The sequence below is a fragment of the Enterobacter bugandensis genome, from assembly GCF_900324475.1.
Classification (GTDB): domain Bacteria; phylum Pseudomonadota; class Gammaproteobacteria; order Enterobacterales; family Enterobacteriaceae; genus Enterobacter; species Enterobacter bugandensis.
The window spans coordinates 1,128,887-1,153,706 of the sequence record NZ_LT992502.1; the positions used below are offsets into that span (position 1 = coordinate 1,128,887).

Here is a 24,820-nt window from a genome sequence, read left to right on the forward strand (position 1 = left end):
CTTCGGGGGAGGGTTTAGTACACCCAGCGGTATTTCTGCAAATCAATCTGTCCTGCGCCCGACACCTGCACACCCTCTGAAAGCAATGCCTGACGCTGACGCTGGAGATCCGGCCCGGTCAGCGAGATACCGCCATGACGGTTCACCACCCGATGCCAGGGCAGCGTACTGCCTTCCGGCAACCGCTTCAGGACGCCACCGACCTGTCGCGCCGCGCGTGGAGAGCCTGCCAGCCTTGCCACATCACCGTAGGTGGTGACATAGCCTTCCGGAATCGAGGCCACGATTTGCCATACGCGCTGGGGAAAGGAGTCGTTTTCGTCCATACCTTCACCTGTGGGGATGTTTGGACCGTCATGGTAAACGAAGATCGCCCTGATTGCTGCGCCTGTTTGCGCAAGAAACCAGCATCCGGTTCCTGGTCGCTTGCAATTGGCTCTTCGCACAGGGATAATGCGCCAGCGCGTTGGTTATCAACGCTCTCAATGGGGGCTCTGTTGGTTCTCCCGCAACGCTACTCTGTTCACCAGGTCAGGTCCGGAAGGAAGCAGCCAGGGCAGACGACGTGGGTGCCGGGATGTAGCTGGCAGGGCCCCCACCCATTTGTGGCCTCATCCATCTTTCCTGTTCCCATCTCTTTTTAGCCTTTATTCCACAATAATATAATGCCTATACCGTGTAATATATATTTCATCGCTCTGAAATATTACTGTCATAAACCTGTAATAATAGACTGGCATTTTATAATTGGACGTCTATTTTCGTCAAAATTCAAAAAAATATAGATCTGGATAACAGTGATAACTTCGTGTATTAAATAAAGTACTTATTCCGAAGGGAAGTGACAAACATGGCTACTGCAGTTTTAAATGTTAAAATTGACGAAGCGCTAAAAGAAAGACTCCGCCACTATGCGGAAGTAAATAACGAAAATTTAAGCGTGACCACAGAGAAACTGCTGCTGCTGGCGTTTGAAGCAGTAGAAGAGGCGGGAGTATCGGAAGAGGATATTGATAATCAGCATACGGAAGAAGAGAGTGTTTCTCCTTTTACTCCTAAAGAAATCAAGGCTCTACGTAAACTTCTGAAGAAGAGAAAATGAAACAACAACTGTCAACTGCCAGTGACTACAACGAGGCCTGCGCTCTGTTGCGCTCAGGCTACGTGAAGCATGTACGTCTTGGCTGGAATGTTGGAAGCGATGAGTTCTTTCGTATTGCGTCTGACTGGTGTGATACCGGTGCAAAAATAAAGAAAGACGGTGATAATTTCGTTATTTCCCTGAAAGGTTTCCCCATTCCTCCTCAGCACTAAATCCTGACCAGTGAAAACTGCTGACTGCATATATTACAGTCAGCAGTTTTTATTTTATGACCCAGTTCAAAATTTTAATATTAAACCAGGCGGCGTTTGACTGCTGGCGTATTTGAATTTAGCGCGAGCCATAACGGTTTAATCCGCAGCAATGCCGCTTCCAGCTCCGCTGGCTCCAGCGAAAAGGGCATACGTAAAAAGCGGTCAAACGCCCCCGATAAGCCAAACCGCGTCCCGGTGCCCAGGTTAATCCCGATGATTTCTGCCCGTGCGGCAAGCTGTGTCGCCAGCATGCCAGGAAGTTCGATCCAGTAAGAGAGTCCGCCCTCCGCCTCATGAAACGTCCACTCCGGGAAATGTTCTCGCAGCAGGTTACTGCATCGATCGCGCCGTTCCGCCAGCATCTTGCGGCGAGCGGGCAGAAAACGCTCGCTATTGTCGATAAGCCACAGCGTTGCCAGCTGCTCTAGCAGCGGCGAGCCTAAATCCAGCGTATCGCGCGTCTGGGCGAGCGTGGCGATAGTCCGCGAGGAGGCGCGGATCCAGCCGAGACGCAGCCCGCCCCAGAAGCTTTTTCCGGCAGAGCCTAGCGTAATCACGCTGGCCTGCGGGTTAAACGATGCCAGCGGTGGCGGCGGTGGCGAATCAAACCAGAGATCGACCATCGTTTCATCCACGACCAGCGCCGTGCGGGTCTGGGCTGCTATATCAGCGATTGCCTGACGGGTGGCGATATCCATGCATCGACCGGTTGGGTTGTGAAAATCGGGCATCAGGTAGGCCAGGCGCGGCGCGGTCTGGGCAAGCGTAGCCGCAAAGCCATCCGTATCCCAGCCCGTTTCCGGCAACGACACTCCTACTGGCCGACACTGTGCTCCCTGAATAGCGGCAATCGCCAGCGGATAGGTGGGGTGATCGACCACGACGCGATCCCCCGGTCCGGCCATCATCCGCAGCACCAGCGCGAACCCGCTGACGGCACCGTTGACCACCATCACCTCGTCTGCCCGGGTTGGAAGACCTCGCGCGGTATAGCGCGCAGCGATGGCCTCCCGTAGCGCCGGCAGCCCAAGCTGCTCGTAGCCCGTCAGCGAGAGGTGTTGAGTAATAGCCGTAAGTGCATGGGTGTAAGCCTGGTGGATCTCCGGCCCGGCGCTGAGGGCGGCAGTGGAAAGATCCAGGGCGACGCTCGCTGCGGAAAGGGTGGGAACGGCGCGTGCATCCGGGAGGATGACGCGCGACCCGCTGCCGTGGCGGCTTTCAAGATAACCCTCTTCACGCAGGTGGGCGAGGGCGCTGCTGACGGTGGTTCGGCTGACGTTCAGCGCCGTCGCCAGCTCACGCTCACCCGGCAGGCGCGTATGCAGTGCCAGCCGGCCATCAAGGATTAATAAGCGCAGCGCGTCAGCCAGCTGGCGCCAGAGCGGAGTGCGGGATGAAGTTTGCTGCCAGTGCCCTAAAAGGCGTACCAAAGACTGGCTTCCGAAGCGGCGTGATGACATAAGCAGTCCACTATTTAAAAACTGGACATTAATCTTAGTGCCATTTTAGGTCAGGATGAAAGTCGGGTTCACTGGAGAAGATAAAAATGGTACGTCGTCTGCTACAACTTTATGTCGGTTTAGGGCTGTATGGGCTTTCCACCGCGATGTTTATTCGTGCGGATTTGGGGGTCGATCCGTGGGATGTGTTTCACCTTGGCGTGGGAATACAGCTGGGGATGAGCATCGGGACGGTGATCATTTTGACCGGGGCTGCGGTGCTCTTACTGTGGATCCCACTGCGTCAGATGCCCGGTCTTGGCACGATCAGCAACGTGATTTGTATCGGTCTGGCGGCGGACGCCAGCATGGCGCTTATCCCCGAACTGAGTTCGTTATCCGTGCGCATCGCTTTCCTGGTGTCGGGCATCGTGATGAACGCGATCGCCACCAGCATGTACATCGGGGCCGGTTTCGGGCCTGGTCCGCGCGACGGCCTGATGACCGGCATTCACGCCCGGCTGGGGTGGTCCATTCGCAGCGTGCGTACCTCCATCGAAGTGTCCGTCCTGCTGATTGGGTGCGTGCTGGGTGGCTCGTTTGGGGTGGGAACCGTGGCGTATGCTCTGACCATTGGCCCGCTTATCCAGCTCTGTTTGCCCTGGTTCCGCCAGAAGCCGCGCGGTGAGAAAATGACGCAGCCGGAGCGGGTTGTTTAATTTGCGAAGCGCTCACATGTTTTAACGGCGTCGCTGTGCCAGAATAGACGCTTCGAAAATCGCGATGCCAGAACGCATGAAAGCAATCACTCTTTATGATGTCGCCCTCCTTGCGGGGGTTTCTTATCAGACCGTTTCCCGCGTGATTAACGACGCGGAGCACGTCTCTGCCCGCACGCGGGAAAAGGTGCAGCAGGCAATGGCGGAGCTGCATTACGTTCCCAACCTGCGGGCGCAGCAGCTGGCGGGGAAACGCACCCGTACGCTGGGGCTCATCACCACCGATCTGGCGCTGCACGCGCCTTCGCAAATTGTCTCGGCGGTAAAATCCCGGGCTGCAGGGCAGGGGGCGAGCGTCCTGATTTCCATGGTGGAGCAGCCGCAGCAGTGTCAGGCGGCGCTTCAGGCGCTGCTGGCGCAGCGGGTAGACGCGCTGCTGGTAAATGTGCCGCTTGACGATCCGCACGCCGAAGCGCTCAGGTCGCTGGCGACGCCCGTCCCGGTGCTGTTCCTCGACGTGTCACCGTCAGCGCAGGTAAATAGCCTCGTGTTTAACGCCGAAGAGGGGGCACGCCTGGGCGTTGAGCATCTGCTTTCGCTGGGGCATCAGCATATTGCCCTGCTGAGCGGGCCGGAAAGCTCGGTCTCTGCGCGCGCGCGTCTGGCGGGATGGAAAGCGACGCTGGCGCAGGCGGGTCTCGACGCGGCTGCGGTGGCCTACGGCGACTGGAGCGCGGCCAGCGGCTATGAGAAGGGACATGTGCTGCTCTCGGGGGCGGTACTGCCGGATGCCATTCTGGTGGCGAACGATCAGATGGCGCTTGGGGTAATGCGCGCCTGTGCGGAAAAAGGGATAGCTGTTCCTGGCCAGATATCGGTGGTCGGGTTTGACGATACGGCCGACAGCGCCTGGTTTTCTCCGCCGCTGACGACCATTCGTCAGGCGTTTCGCGAGGCGGGCGAGCGCAGCGTGGAGTGGCTTCTGTCCCCCAGCGGGGGGGAGGAATGCTGGCAGGTTCAGCTGCCGGTAACGCTGGTGACCCGACATTCCAGCGCGCGCCGCACCCCGCAGCAGGCCGAACGCGAGGATCTGGCGCAGCAGCTCAGAAGCCTGGCCCTCCTTGCCGGGCAGCTTGCCCGCAAATAAAACTTTGTGATCGGACTCGCTACCCCGCGATTGCGTGCTTTACCGTCGCCGGGTGCCAGGGCATGTTAACCAAAATTGTGAGCGCTTCGCAAAGAGGTTAATATGCCCAACACTTTATCGCTGACTCTCAGCGCCATTCTGGCCCGACGGGACTGGGAAAACCCGGGTGTCACCCAGTGGAACCGTCTGGAGGCACATGCGCCGTTACACAGCTGGCGTCTTGAACAGCCTGCCCTGGATGATGCTGTATCCGCCAGCAGACGCTCCCTCAATGGGGTGTGGCGATTTAACTACTTTCCTGCACCTGAGCAAATCCCGGAGGCGTGGGTAACCGAAGACTGTGCGGACGCCGTTGCGATGCCCGTGCCGTCGAACTGGCAGATGCAGGGGTTTGACACGCCCATCTATACCAACGTCACCTATCCTATCCCCGTTAATCCGCCTTTTGTGCCGCAGGAAAACCCAACCGGCTGTTACTCGCTCACATTTAATGTGGATGACGCGTGGCTTCAGAGCGGGCAGACCCGCATCATCTTTGACGGCGTGAACTCTGCGTTTCATCTGTGGTGCAACGGGCGGTGGATGGGCTATTCCCAGGACAGCAGGCTGCCTGCCGAATTCGATCTCTCGACGGTCCTGCGGCCAGGTGAGAACCGCCTGGCGGTCATGGTGTTGCGCTGGTGCGACGGCAGCTATCTGGAAGATCAGGACATGTGGCGCATGAGTGGTATTTTCCGCGATGTGACGCTGCTGCATAAACCCGAAACGCAGATTGCCGATTATCGCGTGGTGACGGACCTGAATGCGGAACTGGACCGCGCGGTGCTTAAGGCAGATGTCGCGCTGGCAGGGGCGGGCTTTGCAGACTGCGAGGTGGTCTTTACCCTGTGGCGCAAGGGTGAAAAATGCGCCAGCGTTTCCCGGCGTCCGGGGTCTGCCGTTGTGGACGAGCGTGGCAGCTGGGACGAACGCTTAACGGTGGCGATCCCCATTGACCGCCCCGCGCTCTGGAGTGCTGAAACGCCGGAACTGTATCGCCTGACGATGGCGCTTCTCGGCCCGCAGGGTGAGGTGCTGGAGGTTGAGGCGTGCGATGTGGGCTTCCGCCGCGTTGACATCAGCAACGGCCTGCTGAAGCTTAACGGTAAGCCGCTGCTGATCCGCGGGGTTAACCGACACGAGCATCACCCGGAAAACGGTCAGGTGATGGACGAGGCGACCATGCGTCGCGACATCGAAATCATGAAGCAGCATAACTTCAACGCCGTTCGTTGCTCGCACTACCCGAACCATCCGCTGTGGTACCGGCTTTGCGATCGCTACGGGCTGTACGTCGTTGACGAAGCCAATATTGAAACCCACGGCATGGTGCCGATGAGCCGCCTCGCTGACGATCCGCGCTGGCTGCCCGCCATGAGCGAGCGCGTAACCCGCATGGTGCAGCGCGATCGCAATCATCCCTCAATTATCATCTGGTCGCTGGGTAACGAGTCCGGCCACGGCGCGAATCATGATGCGCTGTACCGCTGGCTGAAAACCACCGATCCCACGCGCCCGGTGCAGTACGAAGGCGGCGGGGCGAATACGGCGGCGACCGATATTGTTTGCCCGATGTACGCCCGGGTCGATTGGGATCAGCCTTTCCCGGCGGTGCCTAAATGGTCAATCAAGAAATGGATCGGCATGCCCGACGAAACGCGTCCGCTGATCCTCTGTGAATACGCCCACGCGATGGGAAACAGCTTCGGCGGGTTTGCGAAATACTGGCAGGCGTTTCGCAGCCATCCTCGCCTGCAGGGTGGGTTTGTCTGGGACTGGGTCGATCAGGCGTTGACGAAGAAAGACGAAAAGGGCAACGCGTTCTGGGCCTACGGCGGGGACTTTGGCGATACGCCGAACGATCGCCAGTTCTGCCTCAATGGCCTGGTCTTCCCCGATCGCACGCCGCACCCGGCGCTGTACGAGGCGCAGCGCGCCCAGCAGTTCTTTACCTTTACGCTGGTCAGTACCTCTCCGCTGGTGATTGAGGTGCAAAACGGCTACCTGTTCCGCCCTACCGATAACGAAGTGCTGAGCTGGACGGTTGCCCGGGATGGGAAGGTACTGGCTTTGGGGGAGGTGACGCTGGCGATAGCCCCTGAAGGCGTTCAGCGTCTGGAGATCGCTCTGCCGGAATTGAAAGCCGAGCCGGGGGAAGTCTGGCTGAATGTTGAAGTGCGCCAGCCGCTGGCAACGCCGTGGTCACCGGCAGGCCATCGCTGCGCGTGGGAGCAGTGGACGCTTCCCGCTCCACTCTTTATTGCACCGCCAGTCCCGGCGGGCGAGCCGCCAGTTTTAACGCAAAACGATCGCATCCTGGAGGTCACGCATCGTCAACAGCGATGGCAGTTCGATCGCGCATCCGGATACCTGACTCAATGGTGGCGAAATGGCGTTGAAACGCTGCTTTCACCCGTGACGGATAACGTCAGCCGCGCGCCGCTGGACAACGACATTGGGGTGAGCGAAGCGACGCGCATCGATCCAAACGCGTGGGTTGAACGCTGGAAAGCGGCGGGCATGTACGATCTCACCTCGCGCATGCTGCACTGTGAGGCAGAGCAGCATGCGCGTGAGGTGGTGGTTACCACGCTTAATGTCCTGGAGCATCGCGGCAGGGCGCTGTTCCTGAGCCGTAAAATCTGGCGGGTGGACGAGCAGGGTGTTCTGCATGGCGACATTCAGGTCGATATTGCGTCTGATATCCCGGAGCCCGCGCGCATTGGCCTGAGCGTTCATCTCGCTGAAACGCCAGAAAAGGTTGACTGGCTGGGGCTGGGCCCGCATGAAAACTACCCGGACAGAAAGCTGGCGGCGCAGCAGGGGCGCTGGACACTGCCCCTGACAGACATGCACACGCCGTATATCTTCCCGACGGAAAATGGTTTGCGCTGCGATACCTGCAAACTTGTGCTGGGTGCGCATCAGCTGAATGGCGCGTTCCATTTCTCAGTGGGCCGCTATAGCCAGCAGCAGCTGCGTGAGACAACCCATCATCATCTGCTGCGGGAAGAGCCGGGGTGCTGGCTCAACCTCGATGCGTTTCATATGGGGGTGGGCGGCGATGACTCCTGGAGCCCCAGCGTTTCGCCGGAATTTATCCTGCAGACGCGCCAGCTTCGTTATACCTTTAGCTGGCAGCAGACTCTTACCTGACCAGAGAGGCGGCCACCGGGCGTGGCCGCCTGCTTACGCCAGAATGCCGCTCAGGCCATGCAGGCTCATGTAAATCCCTACCACGATAATCAGCGCGGCGGAGATCCACGGCGCTTTGCGGGAAAGTTCGCTGAATCCGGGCCAGCGTTTTGTCGCGTGCTTGAGGCTTAAGGCGGCAATCGCGCCGGAAGCGACCAGCGTTAACGCCAGACCGATGCTGAAGCTGAATACCAGCGTCGCGCCGAGCGCAAAATGCTTCAGCTGCAGGCAGATCAGCAGAACGGTGATGGACGCCGGGCAAGGGATAAGCCCGCCGGTCAGGCCAAACATCGCGATCTGTCCTGTCGTCACGTTTTGTCCGTTAAAACGCCGGTTGATATCCTGCGCGTGCGCGCGCTGGTGGGCGTCCTGCCACTCCTCTTCAACCAGCGGGTGTTCATGGTGATGGTCATGATCATGGTGGTGATCATGGTCATGATGGTGGTGGCAATCGTGATGATGATCGTGTGGCCGGCTCTCTTTCCAGGTTCGCCACGCCATCCACAGGGCGATTGCAACGATCAACACTCCGGAGATCAGCTGAAACCAGGGTTCAGACGTATGTGCGTCCCAGCCGCGGCCAAACCATAGTCCTGCCATGGCAATGATCCAGACTACCGCCGTATGGGAAAGCGTAGCCGCCAGACCGAGCAACACCGCCTGCTTCAGCGTGCCGCGGATAGCCACGATAAAGGCAGCCATCATTGTTTTTGAGTGGCCCGGCTCCAGGCCATGCAGCGCACCGAGCAGGATAGCGCTGGGAACAAACAGCCAGGCATTACCCTGCTGCAGGAGTGAAGCAAAATCGTTCATTGAAATTTCCAGTATGGAAAGCGTGCGCAAATAGTACTCCCCCCCAGTAGTTGAATACTACCCCCCCCAGTAGAAAAATACTCAGGGGGAGTAGAGCGTGATATGCTTTAAAAGCCAAAACTGAGGGAGACAGAGATGTCACATACCGTTCGCGATAAGAAGATGTTATTGACTCGCCTGAAGAAAATTCAGGGGCAGAGCACCGCGCTGGAGAAAATGCTCAACAGCGATCACGAATGTGCCGAGGTGTTGCAGCAGCTGGCGGCGATCCGTGGCGCGGTCAATGGCATGATGATGCAGGTGATTGAAGGGCATCTTACCGATCATGTCGTGAAAGAGCCCGAAGAGGCGCAGCGTGAAGCCGATCTTGGCGTCGTGCTGCAGGTGATCAAATCCTATCTTAAGTAGAGCGCGTGGCGAGGTTGTTCTCTGCCCAAAGGATAAATTCCGTCCTGGGCAGCGCCTTACTGTAGAACCACCCCTGCCCATACTGCACGCCGTGGCGGTGCAGCCAGGTAAGCTGCCCTTCGGTCTCCACGCCTTCCGCCACCATTGCCAGCTGCAGCGACTTCGCCATTTCGATAATGTGCGGCGTTACGTTTTTGTACTCCAGTGCATCCACGAACGATTTGTCAATTTTTAGCGTGTCGACATCGAGATGCTGCAGATAGCTGAGGCTGGAATAGCCCGTGCCAAAATCATCAATGTAGACAGGGTGGCCCGAACGGCGAAACGCGGCGATAGCCGGCGCGCTGATTTTGGGGTCGGCAAAGCCACGCTCGGTTAACTCAAGGGCGATTTGTCGGGGATGAATCTGCCACTTATTCAGGAGTTGACTCAGTAAAGGCGGCAGATTACCGGAGGTCAAATCGGCCGGGGCGAGGTTGATGGAGATATGCTGATCGGGGTGGAGCTGCAGCCAGTGGCCCATATCTTCAAACACTTTTTCCATAACTAACTGCGTCAGCTGCGAGATGAGGCCGGTTTGCTCGGCAAGCGGCACAAATATATCAGGCGAGAGACTGCTTCCGTCTGGCTGGGGCCAGCGCGCAAGCGCTTCCGCACCCACGATTTTTCCACTGCACAGCGCCACGATGGGCTGATAGTGAACCACAAAATCGCGGCTGTTAATGGCGTCCAGCAGGCGATTGCGCGGCGACTGGATTCGTCGCAGGATCCGCAGGACAAACAGTGCCGCCAGCAGGCTTATCAGGACGCCAAACGGCAGCCAGAAAAGCAGCTGTCGGTGCCAGCTTTCAGCCAGGGGGGTGAGCGCTGCCCACGTGACGACAGTAAATCCAAGCTCAGGGACTGGCTTCATGACGTACATGGAGCCCTTGTACTGAACGCTGGAGACGCCTCGATCGTTGATCCGATCGCGGATATGCGGATCAAGCGTGTTACTGCTGGCGAAAATAAGATGCGTTGCGCTTCCCACCAGAGCGGCATCAATGGCAATCGCCCCGAAAGGGATCACATCCACAAGCGAGGCAGGATCGACCAGAACAAGGTAATGGCCCTTCCCAAGCACGGCCATATAGCGGTGAAAGCCAAGATCGTTCTGTGCGGTAAGCCACGCGCTGTAGCCATCTTCGGTGATACGCATGGGAGGAGGATAAGCGGCGGATTTACTCGCCTGCTCAAGCGAAGAGCAGAGGGGTTTAAGGTTGTCGATATAGATCACCTCCTGGATATAGCGCCACGAGAACGCGACCCGACGTATTTCCCTCAAATGCAGCGGACTACAGGGAACGCCCTTAAATCCCTGCAGGTGATTTAACGCTTCTTTAGCCTGATCCACGACCCTGTCGGTGCGCATCAGCACCCGAGAAGCATAGCTATCCAGCGCATCAACAAATTTCTCTTCTGCCTGGCGATGGGCAAGCCAGATGCTGAGGCAAATGGGAACCAGCACGGAAAAGATAAGTACGCCAGTCACCAGACTGACCAGATGTCGGGTTTTCATGCTGTCGTTTCCTTTCTCATATGCCCGAATCCGGACGCTGAGTTTCCTGCCTGAAGAGAAAGATTTTACCGCGAAATGAAATAGTTATAGCACGTGGGGGCAGGGTTTTCATGTTATCTAAAGCAAATTAGAAAATATCCTCAGGAGAGAGAGGGTTGTTTTTTCAACCTTGCCTGGATATTATTTTGTTATGTTATAACAAAACACAAAGGGTTTATGATGAAACCAAACATCCATCCAGCGTATCGCACCGTGGTATTCCACGACACCAGTGCCAATGAATACTTTAAAGTGGGTTCAACCATTAAAACCGACCGCGAAATTGAACTCGACGGTGAAACGTATCCGTACATCACTATCGAGGTTTCTTCAAAATCGCATCCGTTTTATACCGGTAAGCAAAAAACGTTTTCCACGGATGGCAGCGCAGCGCGCTTCCGCAAGCGTTTTGGCGGTTTTCTTAATGCGAAGCGGGGCTAACCATGCAGGTGCTTAACTCATTGCGCAGCGCAAAACAGCGTCACCCGGATTGCCAGATAGTCAAACGCAAGGGACGCTTATACGTGATTTGCAAATCTAATCCGCGCTTTAAGGCGGTGCAGGGACGTAAAAAAAGACGCTAGACGCGCGTTTCTCGCCAGCTTTCCAGGGATCTTTTCTGTTTGCCATCGGCAGTAAAATTGTCGGTGGCAAGCCAGCCTTCAAAGGCGCTCGCCAGCGCCGGCCACTCTTTGTCGAGAATCGAAAACCAGTCGGTATCCCGGTTACGGCCTTTTATGACAAGCGCCTGGCGAAAACGGCCTTCAAACTGAAAGCCCAGACGCAGTGCCGCTTTGCGTGATGGTTCGTTCAGGCTGTTGCACTTCCATTCATATCGCCGGTAGCCCAGGGTATCGAACGCGTACCGCATCAGCAGAAATTGCGCTTCTGTTGACATGGGCGTGCGGCTTAACAGCACGGAGAAGTGAACGTGTCCCACTTCCACAACGCCGTTTTTAGGATCGATCCGCATCAGGGCCAGCGTCCCGACCGGGGCCTGGGTCTGATTATCTATAACGGTAAAGTGCATCGGGTCAGATAACTCACACACGCTTGCCACCCATTCGGCAAACTCAGCGGCCGTGGCATCGGGTTCACGCAGTAGCCACGTCCAGCTCCGGGTGTCTCCGGCCAGAGCATAGGCGGAGAACAGCGCCCCGGCATGCTCCACGCGCAGCGGTTCAAGCCGACAATAATGCCCCTGCAGTACCACCCGGGACGGATGAGGGCGAGGCTGCCAGTCGGTAAGGGCTTCGCCCACAGGTTGTCCAAACTCATTGAATGTCTTCATCTTTATTTCCGTGACGTTGAGAAGAGTTCCAGATTAGAAAATTACTGGTTCCTTAAAAAGAACCACTCAGCTATGTTTTGGTGGTACCACAAGGAGATGAGATGAACATACCGGGCGATGAACTTTATACCTTGCTCCATGCTGCGCTTAAAACGCGTGGGGAAGAGACGCTCCAGCGCGCGCTCTATCTCGCTTTGCGGGAGACCATACTGGGCGGAAGGCTTCGGTCCGGCAGCCAGCTGTCCGGCTCGCGAACGCTGGCGCAGCAGCTTTCCGTTTCACGGAACACCGTCAATGCGGCGCTGGACCAGCTCACGCTCGAAGGCTATTTGCTGCGTAACCGTCAGGGGACGCGGGTGGCGCAATTCGCCCATCGTGCCAGCCCGCGGGTTCTGACCGATCCTGAGGTCAGGCTGGCAAAACGTGTCGTCCAGCTGCCTGCGCCTGTGACGCGCGACACCCCGGTGATGGCCTTTACGCCGGGAACGCCCGCCATCAACTATTTCCCCTTGCCGCTGTGGCGGCGATTGTACGATCGTGTCCTGCGGGAGGAGGGGAGCGCTCTGCTGGGCTATGGCGACCCGGCCGGTGAGCCGTCGCTGCGGGCAGCCATCGCCCGTCACCTTGCGCTTTCTCGCGGCATTGACTGCGACGCCAGCCAGATTGTGATAACCGAAGGGGCGCTGGAGGGCGTCAATCTGTGCACGATGCTGTTAAGCGAGCCGGGGGATGTCGCCTGGGTGGAAAATCCCGGCTACAGCGGGGCCAAAAGCGCCTTCGTCAAAACCGGCCTTGCGATGATCGGCATACCGGTGGATGACGAGGGAATGTGCTGGGAAGGGCTGCATGCGCCTTCACCTGCGCTCGTTTTCACTTCGCCGTCGCATCAGTTTCCTTACGGGAGCGTGCTCAGCGCGCGGCGGCGTCTGGCGCTGCTGGAACTGGCCCGCCAGCACAAGGCGTGGATCATTGAGGACGATTACGACAGCGAGTTCCGCTATGTCGGCGAGCCCGTACCGGCGATGCTGGGCATGGTCAACAACGCGCCCGTTGTGTATCTGGGGACGTTCAGTAAAACGCTGTTTCCGTCGCTCCGAATGGGGTTCATGGTGTTACCGCCAGCGCTGGCGAAAGCAGCGCGTCCGGCCATCGGCTCGCTGCTGCGCGGCGGGCATCGCGCAGAACAGCGCACCCTGGCGCTGTTTATCGAGGAGGGGCACTATGCCCGTCATCTTGCCGCCATGCGTCGCCTGTATCGTAAGCGTTACCGCCAGCTGCGGGAGGTGCTGAGCGCAGAGCTTTATACTCCGCACCGTGTTCTTGCCGGTGAAGGGGGAATGCACCTGACATTGGCGATTGACGGTATCGACGACCAGCGGCTGGTGGAGAAAGCGAGGGCATTTCAGCTGGCACCCGCTGCGCTGAGCGGCTATTACCTGGAGACGAAGCAGGGGCAAACCGGCCTGGTTTTAGGTTACGGCAACACCTCTGCTTCGCAGTTTGCGCCGGGTATCCGACGCCTGCAGGCGTTAATTACGCAGCAGCAGGGCGGGAAAGGGTAAAAACATCATAAAAAGAGAGCTGGCCTTTCGTTGCGACCATTTTCTGCAGCTTCTCTTTGTGCACGGTTTCGACAGCCGGAGAGTGCAGGATGCTGTCGATAAGCTCATTCGGCACAAAACGCGTGTTGTACCATTCGCCGTTGTAGCAGACCCGGAAATCGAGGACGTCGATATCTTCGTAACGGTAGCGGGGATTCACGTCGAAAAAGAAAAAGGCGTTAAACACGACAAACAGCACCACCAGCAGCCAGACGGAGTCCACCAGCGTTTCGGACTTCAGCATGACAATCAGCGTCGCCAGCCAGGCGGCATACATGGCAACAAACAGCCCGGGATGTTTGCGGATAAAGCTAATGCTAAAGCGCGGGCGATTGTCTCGCTTTTCGCGGTGGTTAAGATCGTCGATGGTAGCGGTAAGCAGGCGCTGTATCTCGGTCATTTTTGGCCTTTTGAGAGTTGACAATACAGGGTATCTGCCAATTTTAGGGGAGCCATCCGGCTGAAAAAAGTAACAGTCGGGCGCTAAAAGACCATAACAGTTGGCTCCCCGGATCGTTACAGCGTTTTGATGATTTTCGCCGGGTTGCCGCCCACGACGACGTTAGCCGGCACGTCTTTCGTCACGACGGCACCGGAAGCCACAACCACATTATCCCCGATGGTGACGCCTGGGTTAATGACCGCACGTCCACCAATCCAGACATTATTGCCAATGGTGACGGGCTTACCAAACTCCACTCCGCTGTTACGTTCTTGCGCATCCAGCGGATGGGTGGCCGTATAAATATGAACGCCCGGCGCGAGCATGCAGTTGTCGCCAATATGTACAGGGCAGACATCCAGCATTACGCAATCGAAGTTGGCGTAAAAGTCTTTGCCCAGATAGATGTTATATCCATAGTCACAGCGGAAGCTCGGCTCAATATACGCCCCTTCGCTTTGTCCCAGCAGTTCCGCCAGAATGTTCTGGCGTTCTGTTTTTTCGTCAGGCGCGGTGTGGTTATAGCGGTGAAGCAGATGGCGCGCCCGAAGCCGGTCGGCGCGTAACGTCTCATCACCAGGGCGGTAATGTTCACCTGAAATCATCTTCTGTTTTTCTATGCTCATCGGAAACCTCTCTGGATGTTATTCCTGAAGGGTAATCGCAACAGGCGTTAAGGGGAACGTTCCCGGAAGGCCGATGTGACCACAGTCACAACATTGTTGCTGATGAGCGCGTTTAACACGGAGACCTGGCTTTCGCGCAGGGAGCATAACGGGACAGGTGAATACAGCTTATAACGTGGCGTAGAACCTCTACAGACACACTTCAAAGATTAACGGACAAATTTCCATACAGAAGTAGGGATTTTGTCATACAGCTTATTCATCGTTAGCTCTGCAAGGCGATGGTCAGCGGCTGAATAAAATACCGCCAGTTCATTATCAGAAAGCTCGTATTTATTCTTTTCAATGACGCGTTCAAGGGTGTCAATTGACTGACAACGTCGTAAGCGCATCAAATAATCGATTTTTGTGAGTGGTTTATCAGACATAAATTCACCTTAGTAATTGTAATAATTTTAACAGGAAAGACTAACCGGGTTAGCTCTGCTCACGTTGACGAAACAGCGGAATAGCCGGTTTCCCGATTTACGCCATTTTTGCAAATCCTGAGTGTTAATGCCGTAACTGCTGAACAACATAAAGGTGTCGTCCAGGTATTCATCAATTTGCTCAATGAGCTTATTATCTTCATTGTACTTAATTTTATAATTAAGTGCGAAGGTAGCGATATGCTCTATCAGCTCATTCAACTGTAAATTGATGGCAGACGTTGGGTCATTTACCCAGCCATGGTTGCTTTCATCAAGATTGGCAAGGCAGTCATGGTACAAGGATTCGCAGAGAAATTTCAACTGCGCGATATCATGCCTTTTTGGCGAGTACTCGTCCATAGCGCATCCCCTTCTGAGTGATTTCTTACTCACCGAACATCATTGTCGGGATGGATACATCTGACTTAGCTACATGAGCGCTGTGTTCCTGATAACCTAACTATAAGCCACTCCTTCCTGGATTTCACCGCGCTATTACGAAAAATTACAAATAAAACCGCAGGCTGCGAACGTCTACGCAAATGTTCATCCGAAACTGAACTTTTTTATCAGGATTAACGATAGTTTTTTCGCTTCCTTACATTTCATTGGCTTAGCTTACAGCCATAAGAAAGGTTCACATCCGGAGTTCCGTTTGTCTTAACTTTTAATTAGGAATATTCCTAACAACTTAAGCAGGAAAATAGATTTAAAAAAATCCTGAGTTCACCTATTAAGTTATCAGTTAAATATGATATGTCTGTTTAAGATGACAGAAAATAAATAGGACCTCAATAAGCTTATTTTATGATTTTTTCTGAAAATGAAAAAGGCCGCAAATGCGGCCTTTTTATTATATGAAACCGGTATCAGTGAGGTTCTACCGAATGACTGTGCTCAACATCTTCATTCTTCCGGCTGAAGCGGCGGCGCACCACCACGAAGAACACCGGGACGAAGAAGATAGCCAGTACGGTCGCGGTGATCATACCGCCCATTACACCTGTACCGACCGCGTTCTGCGCACCGGAGCCTGCACCGGAGCTAATAACCAGCGGCATTACGCCGAGGATGAACGCCAGAGAGGTCATCAGGATTGGACGCAGACGCATACGCACTGCTTCCAGCGTCGCCTCAATAAGGCCTTTACCCTCTTTCTCCATCAGATCTTTGGCGAATTCAACGATAAGTATCGCGTTCTTCGCCGACAAGCCAATGGTTGTCAGCAGGCCTACCTGGAAGTACACGTCGTTGGTCAATCCACGGAACGTTGCCGCAAGCAGCGCACCAATAACCCCGAGTGGAACCACCAGCATAACGGAGAACGGAATTGACCAGCTCTCGTACAGCGCCGCCAGACACAGGAAGACCACAATCAGTGAAATGGCGTACAGGGCAGGGGCCTGGTTACCGGACAGACGTTCCTGATAGGACATACCGGTCCAGTCATAGCCGATACCCGCAGGCAGTTTGCTGGCCAGCTCTTCCATCAGGTTCATGGCTTCACCGGTGCTTCGGCCCGGTGCGGCCTGACCCAGGATTTCCATCGACGGCAGACCGTTGTAACGTTCCAGACGCGGAGAGCCGTATTCCCAGTGTGACGTTGAGAAGGATGAGAACGGCACCATCTGACCGTTGCTGCCGCGAACGTACCAGTTGTTAATATCGTTCGGCAACATACGGTACTGCGCTTCGGACATGACATACACTTTCTTCACGCGACCACGGTCGATGAAGTCGTTGACGTAGCTACCGCCCCAGGCCGCGCCCAGCGTGGTATTGATGTCGCTGATGGACACGCCCAGCGCTTGCGCTTTTTCCTGATCGATGTTGATCTTATACTGCGGCGTATCTTCCAGTCCGTTTGGACGTACGCCGACCAGCAGGTCAGGGTGTTTAGCCACTTCGCCGAACAGCTGGTTACGCGCCTGTGTCAGTTTCTCGTGACCCAGACCGCCCTGGTCGATCAGCTGGAAGTCGAAGCCGGTCGCCGTACCCAGTTCAACAATCGCTGGCAGGTTAAAGGCGAAGACCATCGCATCTTTAATCTGCGAGAAGGTGCCCATGGCACGGCCCGTGATCGCTTCAACTTTATTCTCATCGCCCGGACGATCCGCCCAGTCTTTCAGAGAAACGAAGGCGATACCGGTGTTCTGACCACGACCCGCAAAGCCAAAGCCGTTAACCGCAAACACGGATTCAACGTTCGCTTTCTCTTTGGTGAGATAGTAGTCCGTCACTTCGTCCAGCACCTTCTGGGTACGCTCTTGCGACGCCCCTGCCGGAAGCTGTGCCATCGTCAGGAACACGCCCTGGTCTTCATCTGGCAGGAACGAGCTTGGCAGACGAACGAACAGGAACGCCATCCCCACTACGATGATGATATAGAGCAGCAGATAACGACCGGTGCTGCGCAGGATATTACCCACGCTGTCGGTGTAGTGGTGCGCGCTCTTATCAAACATGCGGTTAAACCAGCCGAAGAACCCTTTATGCTCGCCGTGACCGCCTTTCTGAACCGGCTTCAGCATGGTGGCACACAGCGCTGGCGTCAGGATTAACGCTACCAGTACCGACAGCGCCATCGCGGAGACGATGGTAATGGAGAACTGGCGGTAAATCGCACCCGTAGAGCCCCCGAAGAAGGCCATCGGGATAAATACCGCGGACAGCACCATCGCAATACCGACCAGTGCGCCCTGGATCTGGCCCATAGATTTACGGGTGGCTTCCTTCGGCGGCAAACCTTCTTCCGCCATCACGCGCTCGACGTTTTCTACCACCACGATGGCGTCATCCACCAGCAGGCCGATGGCGAGCACCATCCCGAACATCGTCAGGGTGTTTATCGAGAACCCAAAGGCTGCAAGGATGGCGAAGGTCCCCAGCAGAACGACCGGCACGGCGATGGTTGGGATCAGCGTCGCGCGGAAGTTTTGCAGGAACAGATACATCACCAGGAACACCAGGATGATCGCTTCTACCAGCGTTTTAACCACTTCGTGGATCGAAATTTTAACGAACGGCGTAGTGTCATACGGATAAACGATTTTCAGGCCTGACGGGAAGAACGGTTCCATCTTCTTCAGTTCCGCACGGATCGCCGTCGCGGTGTCCAGGGCGTTCGCGCCTGTCGCCAGTTTGATACCCAGACCGGACGCCGGTTTACCGTTAAACTTCGCGATGATGTCGTAGTTCTCACCACCCAGCTCAACCCTGGCCACGTCGCGCAGACGAACCTGCGAACCGTCCTGGTTCACTTTCAGCAGAATTTTGCTGAACTCATCGGCGGAGGTCAGACGGGTTTGCGCGATAATGGACGCGTTAAGCTGCTGGCCTTTCACCGGCGGCGTACCGCCTAACTGACCGGCTGCCACCTGGGCGTTCTGCGCTTTAATCGCGTTAATCACGTCAACCGGCGTCAGCTGGAAGTTGTTCAGTTTGTTCGGATCCATCCAGATACGCATCGCGTACTGGGAACCGAACAGCTGAACGTCACCCACACCGGACGTACGGCTGATGGCGTCCTTCATGTTGGCGCCCACGTAGTCGGAAATATCCTCCTGCGTCATGGTGCCGTTGGTGTTAATAACGCCGACAACCATCAGGAAGCTGCTGGACGATTTCTCGACGCTCACACCCTGCTGTTGCACTTCCTGCGGCAGAAGAGGCATTGCCAGCTGCAGTTTGTTCTGCACCTGAACCTGCGCAATGTCCGCATCCGTACCGGATTCAAAGGTCAGGGTGATCTGAACCGTACCGGTGGAGTCACTGTTTGAGGACATGTACATCAGGTTATCGATACCGTTCATGTTCTGTTCGATAACCTGAGTCACGGTATCCTGCACCGTTTTCGCATCAGCCCCCGGGTAGGTTGCGGAGATCGTTACCGCCGGTGGCGCAATCGTTGGATATTGCGCAACAGGCAGCTTCAGGATCGCAAGTCCCCCGGCCAGCATGATGATAATTGCGATCACCCACGCAAATATGGGGCGATCGATAAAGAAATTAGGCATGTCTTAACGGCTCCTGTTTAAGTTAAGACTTGGTTTGTTCTGACTGGCCAGCGGCCGAAGCTTGTTGTTTATCGTCAGATGTCACTTCCTGTGCTTTTACCTGCGCGCCAGGACGTACTTTTTGCAAACCAGTAACAATCACGCGATCGCCATCTTTCAGACCTTCCGTCACCAGCCATTTATCGCCAATCGCCTGCGTGGCGGTGATATTGCGCGTTTCGACTTTGTTATCTGCCCCAACAACCAGTGCGCTCGCATCGCCGCGTGGCGTACGGGTCACACCCTGCTGTGGAACAAGAAGTGCGGTTGGATTCGTTCCTTCTTCCAGACGCGCGCGAACGAACATACCTGGCAGCAGATTTTTGTCAGGGTTCGGGAAAATCGCACGTAAGGTGATGGAACCGGTGGTCTGGTCGACCGTCACATCAGAGAATTCCAGAGTACCTTCCTGCGGGAACTTGATACCGTCGTTGGTAACCAGCTCCACTTTGGCTTTGCCGTTTTCCTGTTTCAGGGTGCCGTTAGCCAGCTCCTGTTTCAGGCGCAGGAAATCGTTGCTGGACTGCGTCACGTCAACGTAGATCGGATCAAGCTGCTGCACGGTAGCCAGCGCAGTGGTCTGCCCGTTCTGCACCAGCGCCCCTTCTGTCACGGCAGATTTACCAATACGACCGCTGATAGGGGAGGTCACTTTGGTATAGGCCAGGTTAATGCGTGCAGTTTCGACAGCCGCTTTGGCTGCTACCACGGCCGCGTTAGCCTGCTGGGCATCTGCCAGCGCGGTATCGTAATCCTGTTGGCTGATGTACTTCGTGCCGAGCAGTTTCTGATAGCGGTTCAGCGTCAGCTGAGCGATTTTTGCCGCCGCTTGTGCTTTAGCCAGGTCACCTTTCGCGCTTTCATAAGAAGCCTGATAGGTTGCGGGATCAATCTGATACAGAGACTCACCGGCCTTCACATCGCCGCCTTCGGTAAAGTTACGTTTCAGGATAATGCCGCTAACCTGAGGACGCACTTCCGCAATGCGGTAAGCGTTTGTACGGCCTGGTAATTCTGTGGTGATCTGCAGAGGTTCAGATTTGAGTGTCACAACGCCGACTTCTGGCGCCTGCTGAGCTCCTTGTTGAGCCGGTTTGTCGTCACATCCTGTAAGCGCTAAGCTGCCTGAGAGCATCAGAACGACCGCCAGAGGCGTTAACCCTCTGTTTTTGTTCATATGTAAACCTCGAGTGTCCGATTTCAAATTGATCAAGGGTCCTGAGTCTAAAAACCCATTGCTGCGTTTATATTATCGTCATGCTATGGTACATACATTCACAAATGTATGTAAATCTGACTCCTGTAAATTCACCCACCTATGGCACGAAAAACTAAACAACAAGCGCTGGAAACCCGACAACACATTCTGGATGTGGCAATACGTTTGTTCTCTCAGCAGGGTGTTTCTTCTACCTCGCTGGCGCAAATTGCTCAGGCTGCCGGTGTGACGCGGGGAGCGATTTACTGGCACTTTAAAGATAAGTCAGATCTGTTCAGTGAAATCTGGGAGCTTTCAGAGTCCAGCATTAGCGATCTCGAGAGTGAGTATCGGGTAAAATTCCCTGACGATCCACTCTCAGTATTAAGAGAAATATTAGTATATATCCTTGAAGCAACGGTAGTTGAAGAGCGTCGCAGATTAATGATGGAAATTATCTTTCATAAATGTGAGTTCGTGGGCGAAATGGCGGTGGTGCAACAGGCGCAGCGCAGCCTCAGCCTGGAGAGCTACGATCGTATCGAACAGAACCTGAACCTGTGTATGCAGGCAAAGCTGTTACCGGCCAATTTACTCACCCGCCGGGCGGCCATCCTGATGCGCAGCTACATTTCAGGTCTGATGGAAAACTGGCTTTTTGCGCCGCAATCCTTTGACCTCAAAGAGGAAGCCCGCAGCTACGTGGCGATTTTACTGGAAATGCTACAGCTCTGCCCGACGCTGCGCAGCGACGCGCCTTCGCTCACGGCCTGAGCCCTTCCAGGATTTATCTCAGAGGCTTACGTTCTCGCTATTCTGCTTCCGACGAGCGTGATATTCTTCACGCCGGACTATTTTCGGTCATCTGCTGACATCATTCACAACTATGCTGCCCATCAATCGCTCGCAACATCCTGTATTTGCATTGCTCTTTGCTATGCTGTTTTTCTTCTCCACCGCGCCGCTTACCTGGGCCCGCGCAGACAACAGCACTGATATTCCCTCGCGCAGTGAAATTCAGTCGCAGCTCGACACCCTGAACAAACAAAAAGAGCTCTCTCCTCAGGAGAAACTCACCCAGCAGGATCTGACGGAAACGCTGGAAAACATTGATAAGATTGAGCGCGTTAAAGCTGAAACCACCCAGCTTCGTCAGAAGGTGGCGCAGGCGCCGGAGAACATGCGTAAGGCCACGGAAGCGCTGAGCGCGCTGAGCGACGTCGATAACGACGATGAAACGCGCAAAACGCTCTCCACGCTCTCCTTACGCCAGCTGGAATCGCGCGTCGCGCAATTGCTCGACGATCTGCAAACCGCACAGTCTGACCTCGCGACCTACAACAGTCAGCTCGTCTCCCTGCAAACCCAGCCCGAGCGCGTGCAAAACGCGATGTACGCCGCGTCTCAGCAGCTGCAGCAGATCCGCAACCGCCTGAACGGCACGACGGTAGGGGAGGGCACGCTGCGCCCGACCCAGCAAACCCTGCTGCTGGTTCAGCAGTCGCTGCTCAATGCGCAAATCGAACAGCAGCGTAAAAGCCTGGAAGGGAATACGGTGCTGCAGGACACGCTCCAGAAACAGCGTGATTACGTGACGGCGAATATTAATCGTCTGGAGCATCAGCTTCAGCTGTTGCAGGAGGCGGTAAACAGCAAACGCCTGACCCTGACGGAAAAAACCGCTCAGGAAGCCGTCTCGCCGGACGAAACTGCCCGCATTCAGGCCAACCCGCTGGTGAAACAGGAGCTTGAGGCTAACCACCAGCTCAGCCAGCGCCTGATACTGGCGACGGAAAGCGGCAACTCGCTGGTTCAGCAAAATATCAAAGTGAAGAACTGGCTGGATCGCGCGCTGCAGGCGGAACGCAACATCAAAGAGCAGATCGCGGTCTTGAAGGGCAGCCTCCTGCTGTCGCGTATTCTCTACCAGCAGCAGCAGACGCTGCCGTCTGCCGACGAGCTGGAGGACATGACCAACCGCATTGCGGATTTACGTCTGGAGCAGTTTGACGTCAACCAGCAGCGCGATGCCCTTTTCCAGAGTGATGCCTTCGTCGCCAAAATTGAAGAGGGGCACTCCAGTGACGTAAACCCGGAAGTGCATGACGCGCTGCTCCAGGTGGTGGATATGCGCCGTGAACTGCTGGACCAGCTCAATAAACAGCTGGGCAACCAGCTGATGATGGCAATTAACCTGCAGATCAACCAGCAGCAGCTGGTCAGCGTGTCAAAAAGCCTGCAGGAGATTTTGACGCAGCAGATTTTCTGGGTGAACAGCAACAAGCCGATGGACTGGGACTGGATTAAGTCCTTCCCGGAGACGCTGAAAACGCAGATTAAGAGCATGAAAATCACCGTGAACTGGGAGAAAGCCTGGCCTGCGGTAATGATTGCTTTCCTGGCGGGCTTACCGCTGCTGCTGATTGCCGGTCTGATCCGCTGGCGTTTGAAATGGCTGAAACAGTACCAGGCGAAGCTGGCCTCGGAAGTGGGGCAACTGCGTAACGACAGCCAGCTCCATACGCCAAAAGCGATTCTGATCGATCTCATTCGCGCGCTGCCGGTGTGCCTGATTATTCTGGCCGTGGGCCTGATCCTGCTCACGATGCAGCTTAACGTCAGCGATCTGCTCTGGGCGTTCAGTAAAAAACTGGCGCTGTTCTGGCTGGTATTTGGCGTGTGCTGGAAGGTGCTCGAAAAAGACGGCGTGGCGGTGCGTCACTTCAACATGCCGGCTCAACTGACCAGCCACTGGCGTCGCCAGATTGTGCGCGTCAGCCTGGCGCTCCTGCCGCTGCACTTCTGGTCGGTAGTCTCCGAGCTTTCCCCGCTGCATCTGATGGATGATGTGCTGGGTCAACTGGTCATTCTGCTCAACCTGCTGCTGATTGCGATCCTGATGTGGCCGATGTGCCGCGACAGCTGGCGTGATAAAGAGTCCCACAATATCCGTCTGGCCACCGTGACGGTGCTGGCGATCATTCCGCTGGCGCTGATGGTGCTTACGGCAACGGGCTACTTCTACACCACGCTGCGCCTGTCCGGGCGCTGGATCGAGACGGTCTATCTGGTGATCGTCTGGAACCTGCTCTATCAGACCGTGCTGCGCGGCTTAAGCGTCGCGGCCCGCCGCATTGCTTACCGTCGTGCCATTGCGCGTCGTCAGCATCAGGTGAAAGAGGGGGCCGAAGGCGCGGAGCCGCAGGAAGAGCCGACCATCGCGCTGGAGCAGGTTAACCAGCAGACGCTGCGTATCACCATGCTGGTGATGATCGCGCTCTTTGCGGTGATGTTCTGGGCGATCTGGTCTGATTTAATTACCGTCTTCGCCTATCTCGACAGTATTACCCTCTGGCAGTACAACGGTACCGAAGCCGGCGCGGCGGTGATGAAAAGCGTCACCATGGGCAGCCTGCTGTTTGCGCTGGTGTCGTCGGTGGTGGCCTGGGCGCTGATTCGTAACCTGCCGGGTCTGCTGGAAGTGCTGGTGCTCTCAAGGCTGAACCTGCGCCAGGGGGCGTCTTACGCCATCACCACCATCCTGAATTACGTCATCATTATCGTCGGGGCGATGACGGTATTCGGCTCGCTGGGCGTCTCGTGGGATAAACTGCAGTGGCTGGCGGCGGCCCTCTCGGTCGGTCTTGGTTTTGGCCTGCAGGAGATCTTCGGTAACTTTGTCTCCGGCCTGATTATCCTCTTCGAACGTCCGGTGCGTATCGGCGATACCGTCACCATCGGTACGTTCTCCGGGACCGTCAGCAAGATCCGAATTCGTGCGACCACCATCACTGACTTCGATCGTAAAGAGGTGATCATCCCGAACAAAGCGTTCGTGACCGAGCGTCTGATCAACTGGTCGCTCTCGGATACCACCACGCGCGTGGTGATTCGCCTCGGCGTGGCCTACGGTTCCGATCTGGATAAAGTGAAAGAGGTATTGCTTAAAGCCGCTAAATCGCATCCAAAAGTCATGCACGATCCTGCGCCAGACGTCTTCTTCACCACCTTCGGGCCAAGCACGCTGGATCACGAGCTGCGTTTATACGTGCGTGAACTGCGCGATCGCAGCTACACCGTTGATGAACTGAACCGCGCGATCGACCGCCTGTGCCGTGAAAACAACATTAACATCGCCTTCAACCAGCTTGAGGTTCACCTGCATAATGAGAAAGGTGATGAGCATACGGAAGTGAAGCGCGACATTAAGGGCGACGACCCGACTCCGGCTTAATCTATTTTCCCTCTCCCACAGGGAGAGGGTTAGAGTGAGGGGGAAGTTTCCCCTCAAAATCCCGCCGCACAATCTCCAGCGCTTTAAGCACCGTCTCGGCCGGGATCTCATGATTCTCCAGCAGCATAATCAAATCGACGGCCAGCTTGACCTCGTCGGGTGCATTTTCCAGTGACATAGATGTGGCTCC

22 protein-coding genes, 1 other RNA gene and 1 pseudogene are annotated in these 24,820 nt (G+C 55.9%); 12 read left to right on the forward strand and 12 right to left on the reverse strand.

Annotated elements, in window-relative coordinates; genetic code table 11:
- Positions 1 to 14: 14 nt before the first annotated feature.
- Positions 15 to 411 (reverse strand): annotated as a pseudogene (locus tag DG357_RS05400) (MGMT family protein).
- 84 nt (positions 412 to 495) lie between these two features.
- Between DG357_RS05400 and ffs the strand changes: the two are divergent.
- From ffs to DG357_RS05415, 3 genes are all read left to right on the forward strand, one after another.
- Positions 496 to 592: signal recognition particle sRNA small type (gene ffs / locus DG357_RS05405), an RNA gene on the forward strand.
- A 258-nt stretch (positions 593 to 850) separates the two neighbouring features.
- Positions 851 to 1,102 (forward strand): hypothetical protein, encoded by a 252-nt coding sequence (locus DG357_RS05410; RefSeq protein WP_006176926.1) that lies wholly within the window; start codon positions 851 to 853, stop codon positions 1,100 to 1,102.
- Entirely contained in the window at positions 1,099 to 1,314 is a 216-nt protein-coding gene (locus DG357_RS05415; RefSeq protein ID WP_028012176.1) for a hypothetical protein, read from the forward strand. Before DG357_RS05410 ends, DG357_RS05415 begins: the two co-directional genes overlap by 4 nt.
- 80 nt (positions 1,315 to 1,394) lie before the next feature.
- Here DG357_RS05415 and yczR read toward each other — a convergent pair whose 3' ends face one another.
- On the reverse strand, positions 1,395 to 2,816 hold the full coding sequence (yczR, locus tag DG357_RS05420) for a MocR-like transcription factor YczR (RefSeq protein WP_048961232.1): 1,422 nt from the start codon (positions 2,814 to 2,816) through the stop codon (positions 1,395 to 1,397).
- 86 nt (positions 2,817 to 2,902) lie between these two features.
- Between yczR and yczE the strand changes: the two genes are divergently transcribed.
- The 3 genes from yczE (at position 2,903) to DG357_RS05435 (ending at position 7,856) form a co-directional block, all read left to right on the forward strand.
- On the forward strand, positions 2,903 to 3,514 hold the full coding sequence (yczE, locus tag DG357_RS05425) for a membrane protein YczE (RefSeq protein ID WP_028012178.1): 612 nt from the start codon (positions 2,903 to 2,905) through the stop codon (positions 3,512 to 3,514).
- 76 nt (positions 3,515 to 3,590) lie between these two features.
- The gene (locus DG357_RS05430) at positions 3,591 to 4,661 is read left to right on the forward strand and encodes a LacI family DNA-binding transcriptional regulator (protein WP_028012179.1); all 1,071 of its coding nucleotides are present in this window, start codon (positions 3,591 to 3,593) and stop codon (positions 4,659 to 4,661) included.
- A 102-nt stretch (positions 4,662 to 4,763) separates the two neighbouring features.
- On the forward strand, positions 4,764 to 7,856 hold the full coding sequence (locus DG357_RS05435) for a beta-galactosidase (RefSeq protein WP_088205226.1): 3,093 nt from the start codon (positions 4,764 to 4,766) through the stop codon (positions 7,854 to 7,856).
- Between the two features lie 33 nt (positions 7,857 to 7,889).
- Here the strand turns inward: DG357_RS05435 and DG357_RS05440 are convergent, their stop codons facing one another.
- Complete coding sequence (locus tag DG357_RS05440; protein WP_088205225.1) at positions 7,890 to 8,708, reverse strand: nickel/cobalt efflux protein RcnA; 819 nt, start codon at positions 8,706 to 8,708, stop codon at positions 7,890 to 7,892.
- Between the two features lie 135 nt (positions 8,709 to 8,843).
- On the opposite strand from DG357_RS05440, the gene DG357_RS05445 reads away from it, so the two are divergent.
- A complete protein-coding gene (locus tag DG357_RS05445; RefSeq protein ID WP_028012182.1) occupies positions 8,844 to 9,116 on the forward strand; it encodes a metal/formaldehyde-sensitive transcriptional repressor in 273 nt (90 codons plus the stop codon).
- Here the strand turns inward: DG357_RS05445 and DG357_RS05450 are convergent.
- A complete protein-coding gene (locus tag DG357_RS05450; protein ID WP_088205224.1) occupies positions 9,109 to 10,674 on the reverse strand; it encodes an EAL domain-containing protein in 1,566 nt (521 codons plus the stop codon). The genes DG357_RS05445 and DG357_RS05450 overlap by 8 nt on opposite strands.
- 219 nt (positions 10,675 to 10,893) lie before the next feature.
- Here DG357_RS05450 and DG357_RS05455 point away from each other — a divergent pair, with 219 nt between their 5' ends.
- Together DG357_RS05455 and ykgO are read left to right on the forward strand one after the other, a co-directional pair.
- Complete coding sequence (locus DG357_RS05455) at positions 10,894 to 11,154, forward strand: type B 50S ribosomal protein L31 (RefSeq protein ID WP_006176933.1); 261 nt, start codon at positions 10,894 to 10,896, stop codon at positions 11,152 to 11,154.
- Between the two features lie 2 nt (positions 11,155 to 11,156).
- Positions 11,157 to 11,297 carry a type B 50S ribosomal protein L36 gene (gene ykgO, locus DG357_RS05460; protein WP_003859006.1) on the forward strand — a complete coding sequence of 47 codons (141 nt, stop codon included), beginning with the start codon at positions 11,157 to 11,159 and terminating at the stop codon, positions 11,295 to 11,297.
- On the opposite strand, the gene DG357_RS05465 is transcribed toward ykgO, so the two are convergent.
- Complete coding sequence (locus tag DG357_RS05465) at positions 11,294 to 12,004, reverse strand: GNAT family N-acetyltransferase (protein WP_088205223.1); 711 nt, start codon at positions 12,002 to 12,004, stop codon at positions 11,294 to 11,296. The two genes, ykgO and DG357_RS05465, sit on opposite strands and share 4 nt — an antisense overlap.
- 101 nt (positions 12,005 to 12,105) lie before the next feature.
- On the opposite strand from DG357_RS05465, the gene pdxR reads away from it, so the two are divergent.
- A complete protein-coding gene (pdxR, locus tag DG357_RS05470; RefSeq protein WP_088205222.1) occupies positions 12,106 to 13,566 on the forward strand; it encodes a MocR-like pyridoxine biosynthesis transcription factor PdxR in 1,461 nt (486 codons plus the stop codon).
- Here pdxR and DG357_RS05475 read toward each other — a convergent pair.
- From DG357_RS05475 to acrA, 6 genes are all read right to left on the reverse strand, one after another.
- Positions 13,538 to 14,005 carry a YlaC family protein gene (locus DG357_RS05475; RefSeq protein ID WP_028012186.1) on the reverse strand — a complete coding sequence of 156 codons (468 nt, stop codon included), beginning with the start codon at positions 14,003 to 14,005 and terminating at the stop codon, positions 13,538 to 13,540. The two genes, pdxR and DG357_RS05475, sit on opposite strands and share 29 nt — an antisense overlap.
- Positions 14,006 to 14,121: 116 nt before the next feature.
- Positions 14,122 to 14,673 (reverse strand): maltose O-acetyltransferase, encoded by a 552-nt coding sequence (gene maa, locus DG357_RS05480; protein ID WP_028012187.1) that lies wholly within the window; start codon positions 14,671 to 14,673, stop codon positions 14,122 to 14,124.
- A gap of 209 nt (positions 14,674 to 14,882) precedes the next feature.
- Positions 14,883 to 15,101: an HHA domain-containing protein gene (locus DG357_RS05485; RefSeq protein ID WP_008499287.1), complete on the reverse strand. Its 219-nt coding sequence runs from the start codon at positions 15,099 to 15,101 to the stop codon at positions 14,883 to 14,885.
- Positions 15,102 to 15,128: 27 nt separating this feature from the next.
- Positions 15,129 to 15,503: an Hha toxicity modulator TomB gene (tomB, locus tag DG357_RS05490; RefSeq protein ID WP_028012188.1), complete on the reverse strand. Its 375-nt coding sequence runs from the start codon at positions 15,501 to 15,503 to the stop codon at positions 15,129 to 15,131.
- 509 nt (positions 15,504 to 16,012) lie between these two features.
- Positions 16,013 to 19,159 carry a multidrug efflux RND transporter permease subunit AcrB gene (gene acrB / locus DG357_RS05495; RefSeq protein ID WP_047367620.1) on the reverse strand — a complete coding sequence of 1,049 codons (3,147 nt, stop codon included), beginning with the start codon at positions 19,157 to 19,159 and terminating at the stop codon, positions 16,013 to 16,015.
- Between the two features lie 22 nt (positions 19,160 to 19,181).
- Entirely contained in the window at positions 19,182 to 20,375 is a 1,194-nt protein-coding gene (acrA, locus tag DG357_RS05500; protein WP_028012190.1) for a multidrug efflux RND transporter periplasmic adaptor subunit AcrA, read from the reverse strand.
- A 141-nt stretch (positions 20,376 to 20,516) separates the two neighbouring features.
- On the opposite strand from acrA, the gene acrR reads away from it, so the two are divergent.
- Together acrR and mscK are read left to right on the forward strand one after the other, a co-directional pair.
- The gene (gene acrR / locus DG357_RS05505; protein ID WP_088205221.1) at positions 20,517 to 21,170 is read left to right on the forward strand and encodes a multidrug efflux transporter transcriptional repressor AcrR; all 654 of its coding nucleotides are present in this window, start codon (positions 20,517 to 20,519) and stop codon (positions 21,168 to 21,170) included.
- 112 nt (positions 21,171 to 21,282) lie between these two features.
- Complete coding sequence (gene mscK, locus DG357_RS05510) at positions 21,283 to 24,630, forward strand: mechanosensitive channel MscK (RefSeq protein ID WP_048957834.1); 3,348 nt, start codon at positions 21,283 to 21,285, stop codon at positions 24,628 to 24,630.
- A gap of 1 nt (position 24,631) precedes the next feature.
- Here the strand turns inward: mscK and rsmS are convergent, their stop codons facing one another.
- Complete coding sequence (gene rsmS / locus DG357_RS05515) at positions 24,632 to 24,808, reverse strand: pleiotropic regulatory protein RsmS (RefSeq protein ID WP_063155348.1); 177 nt, start codon at positions 24,806 to 24,808, stop codon at positions 24,632 to 24,634.
- Between the last annotated feature and the right edge of the window lie 12 nt (positions 24,809 to 24,820).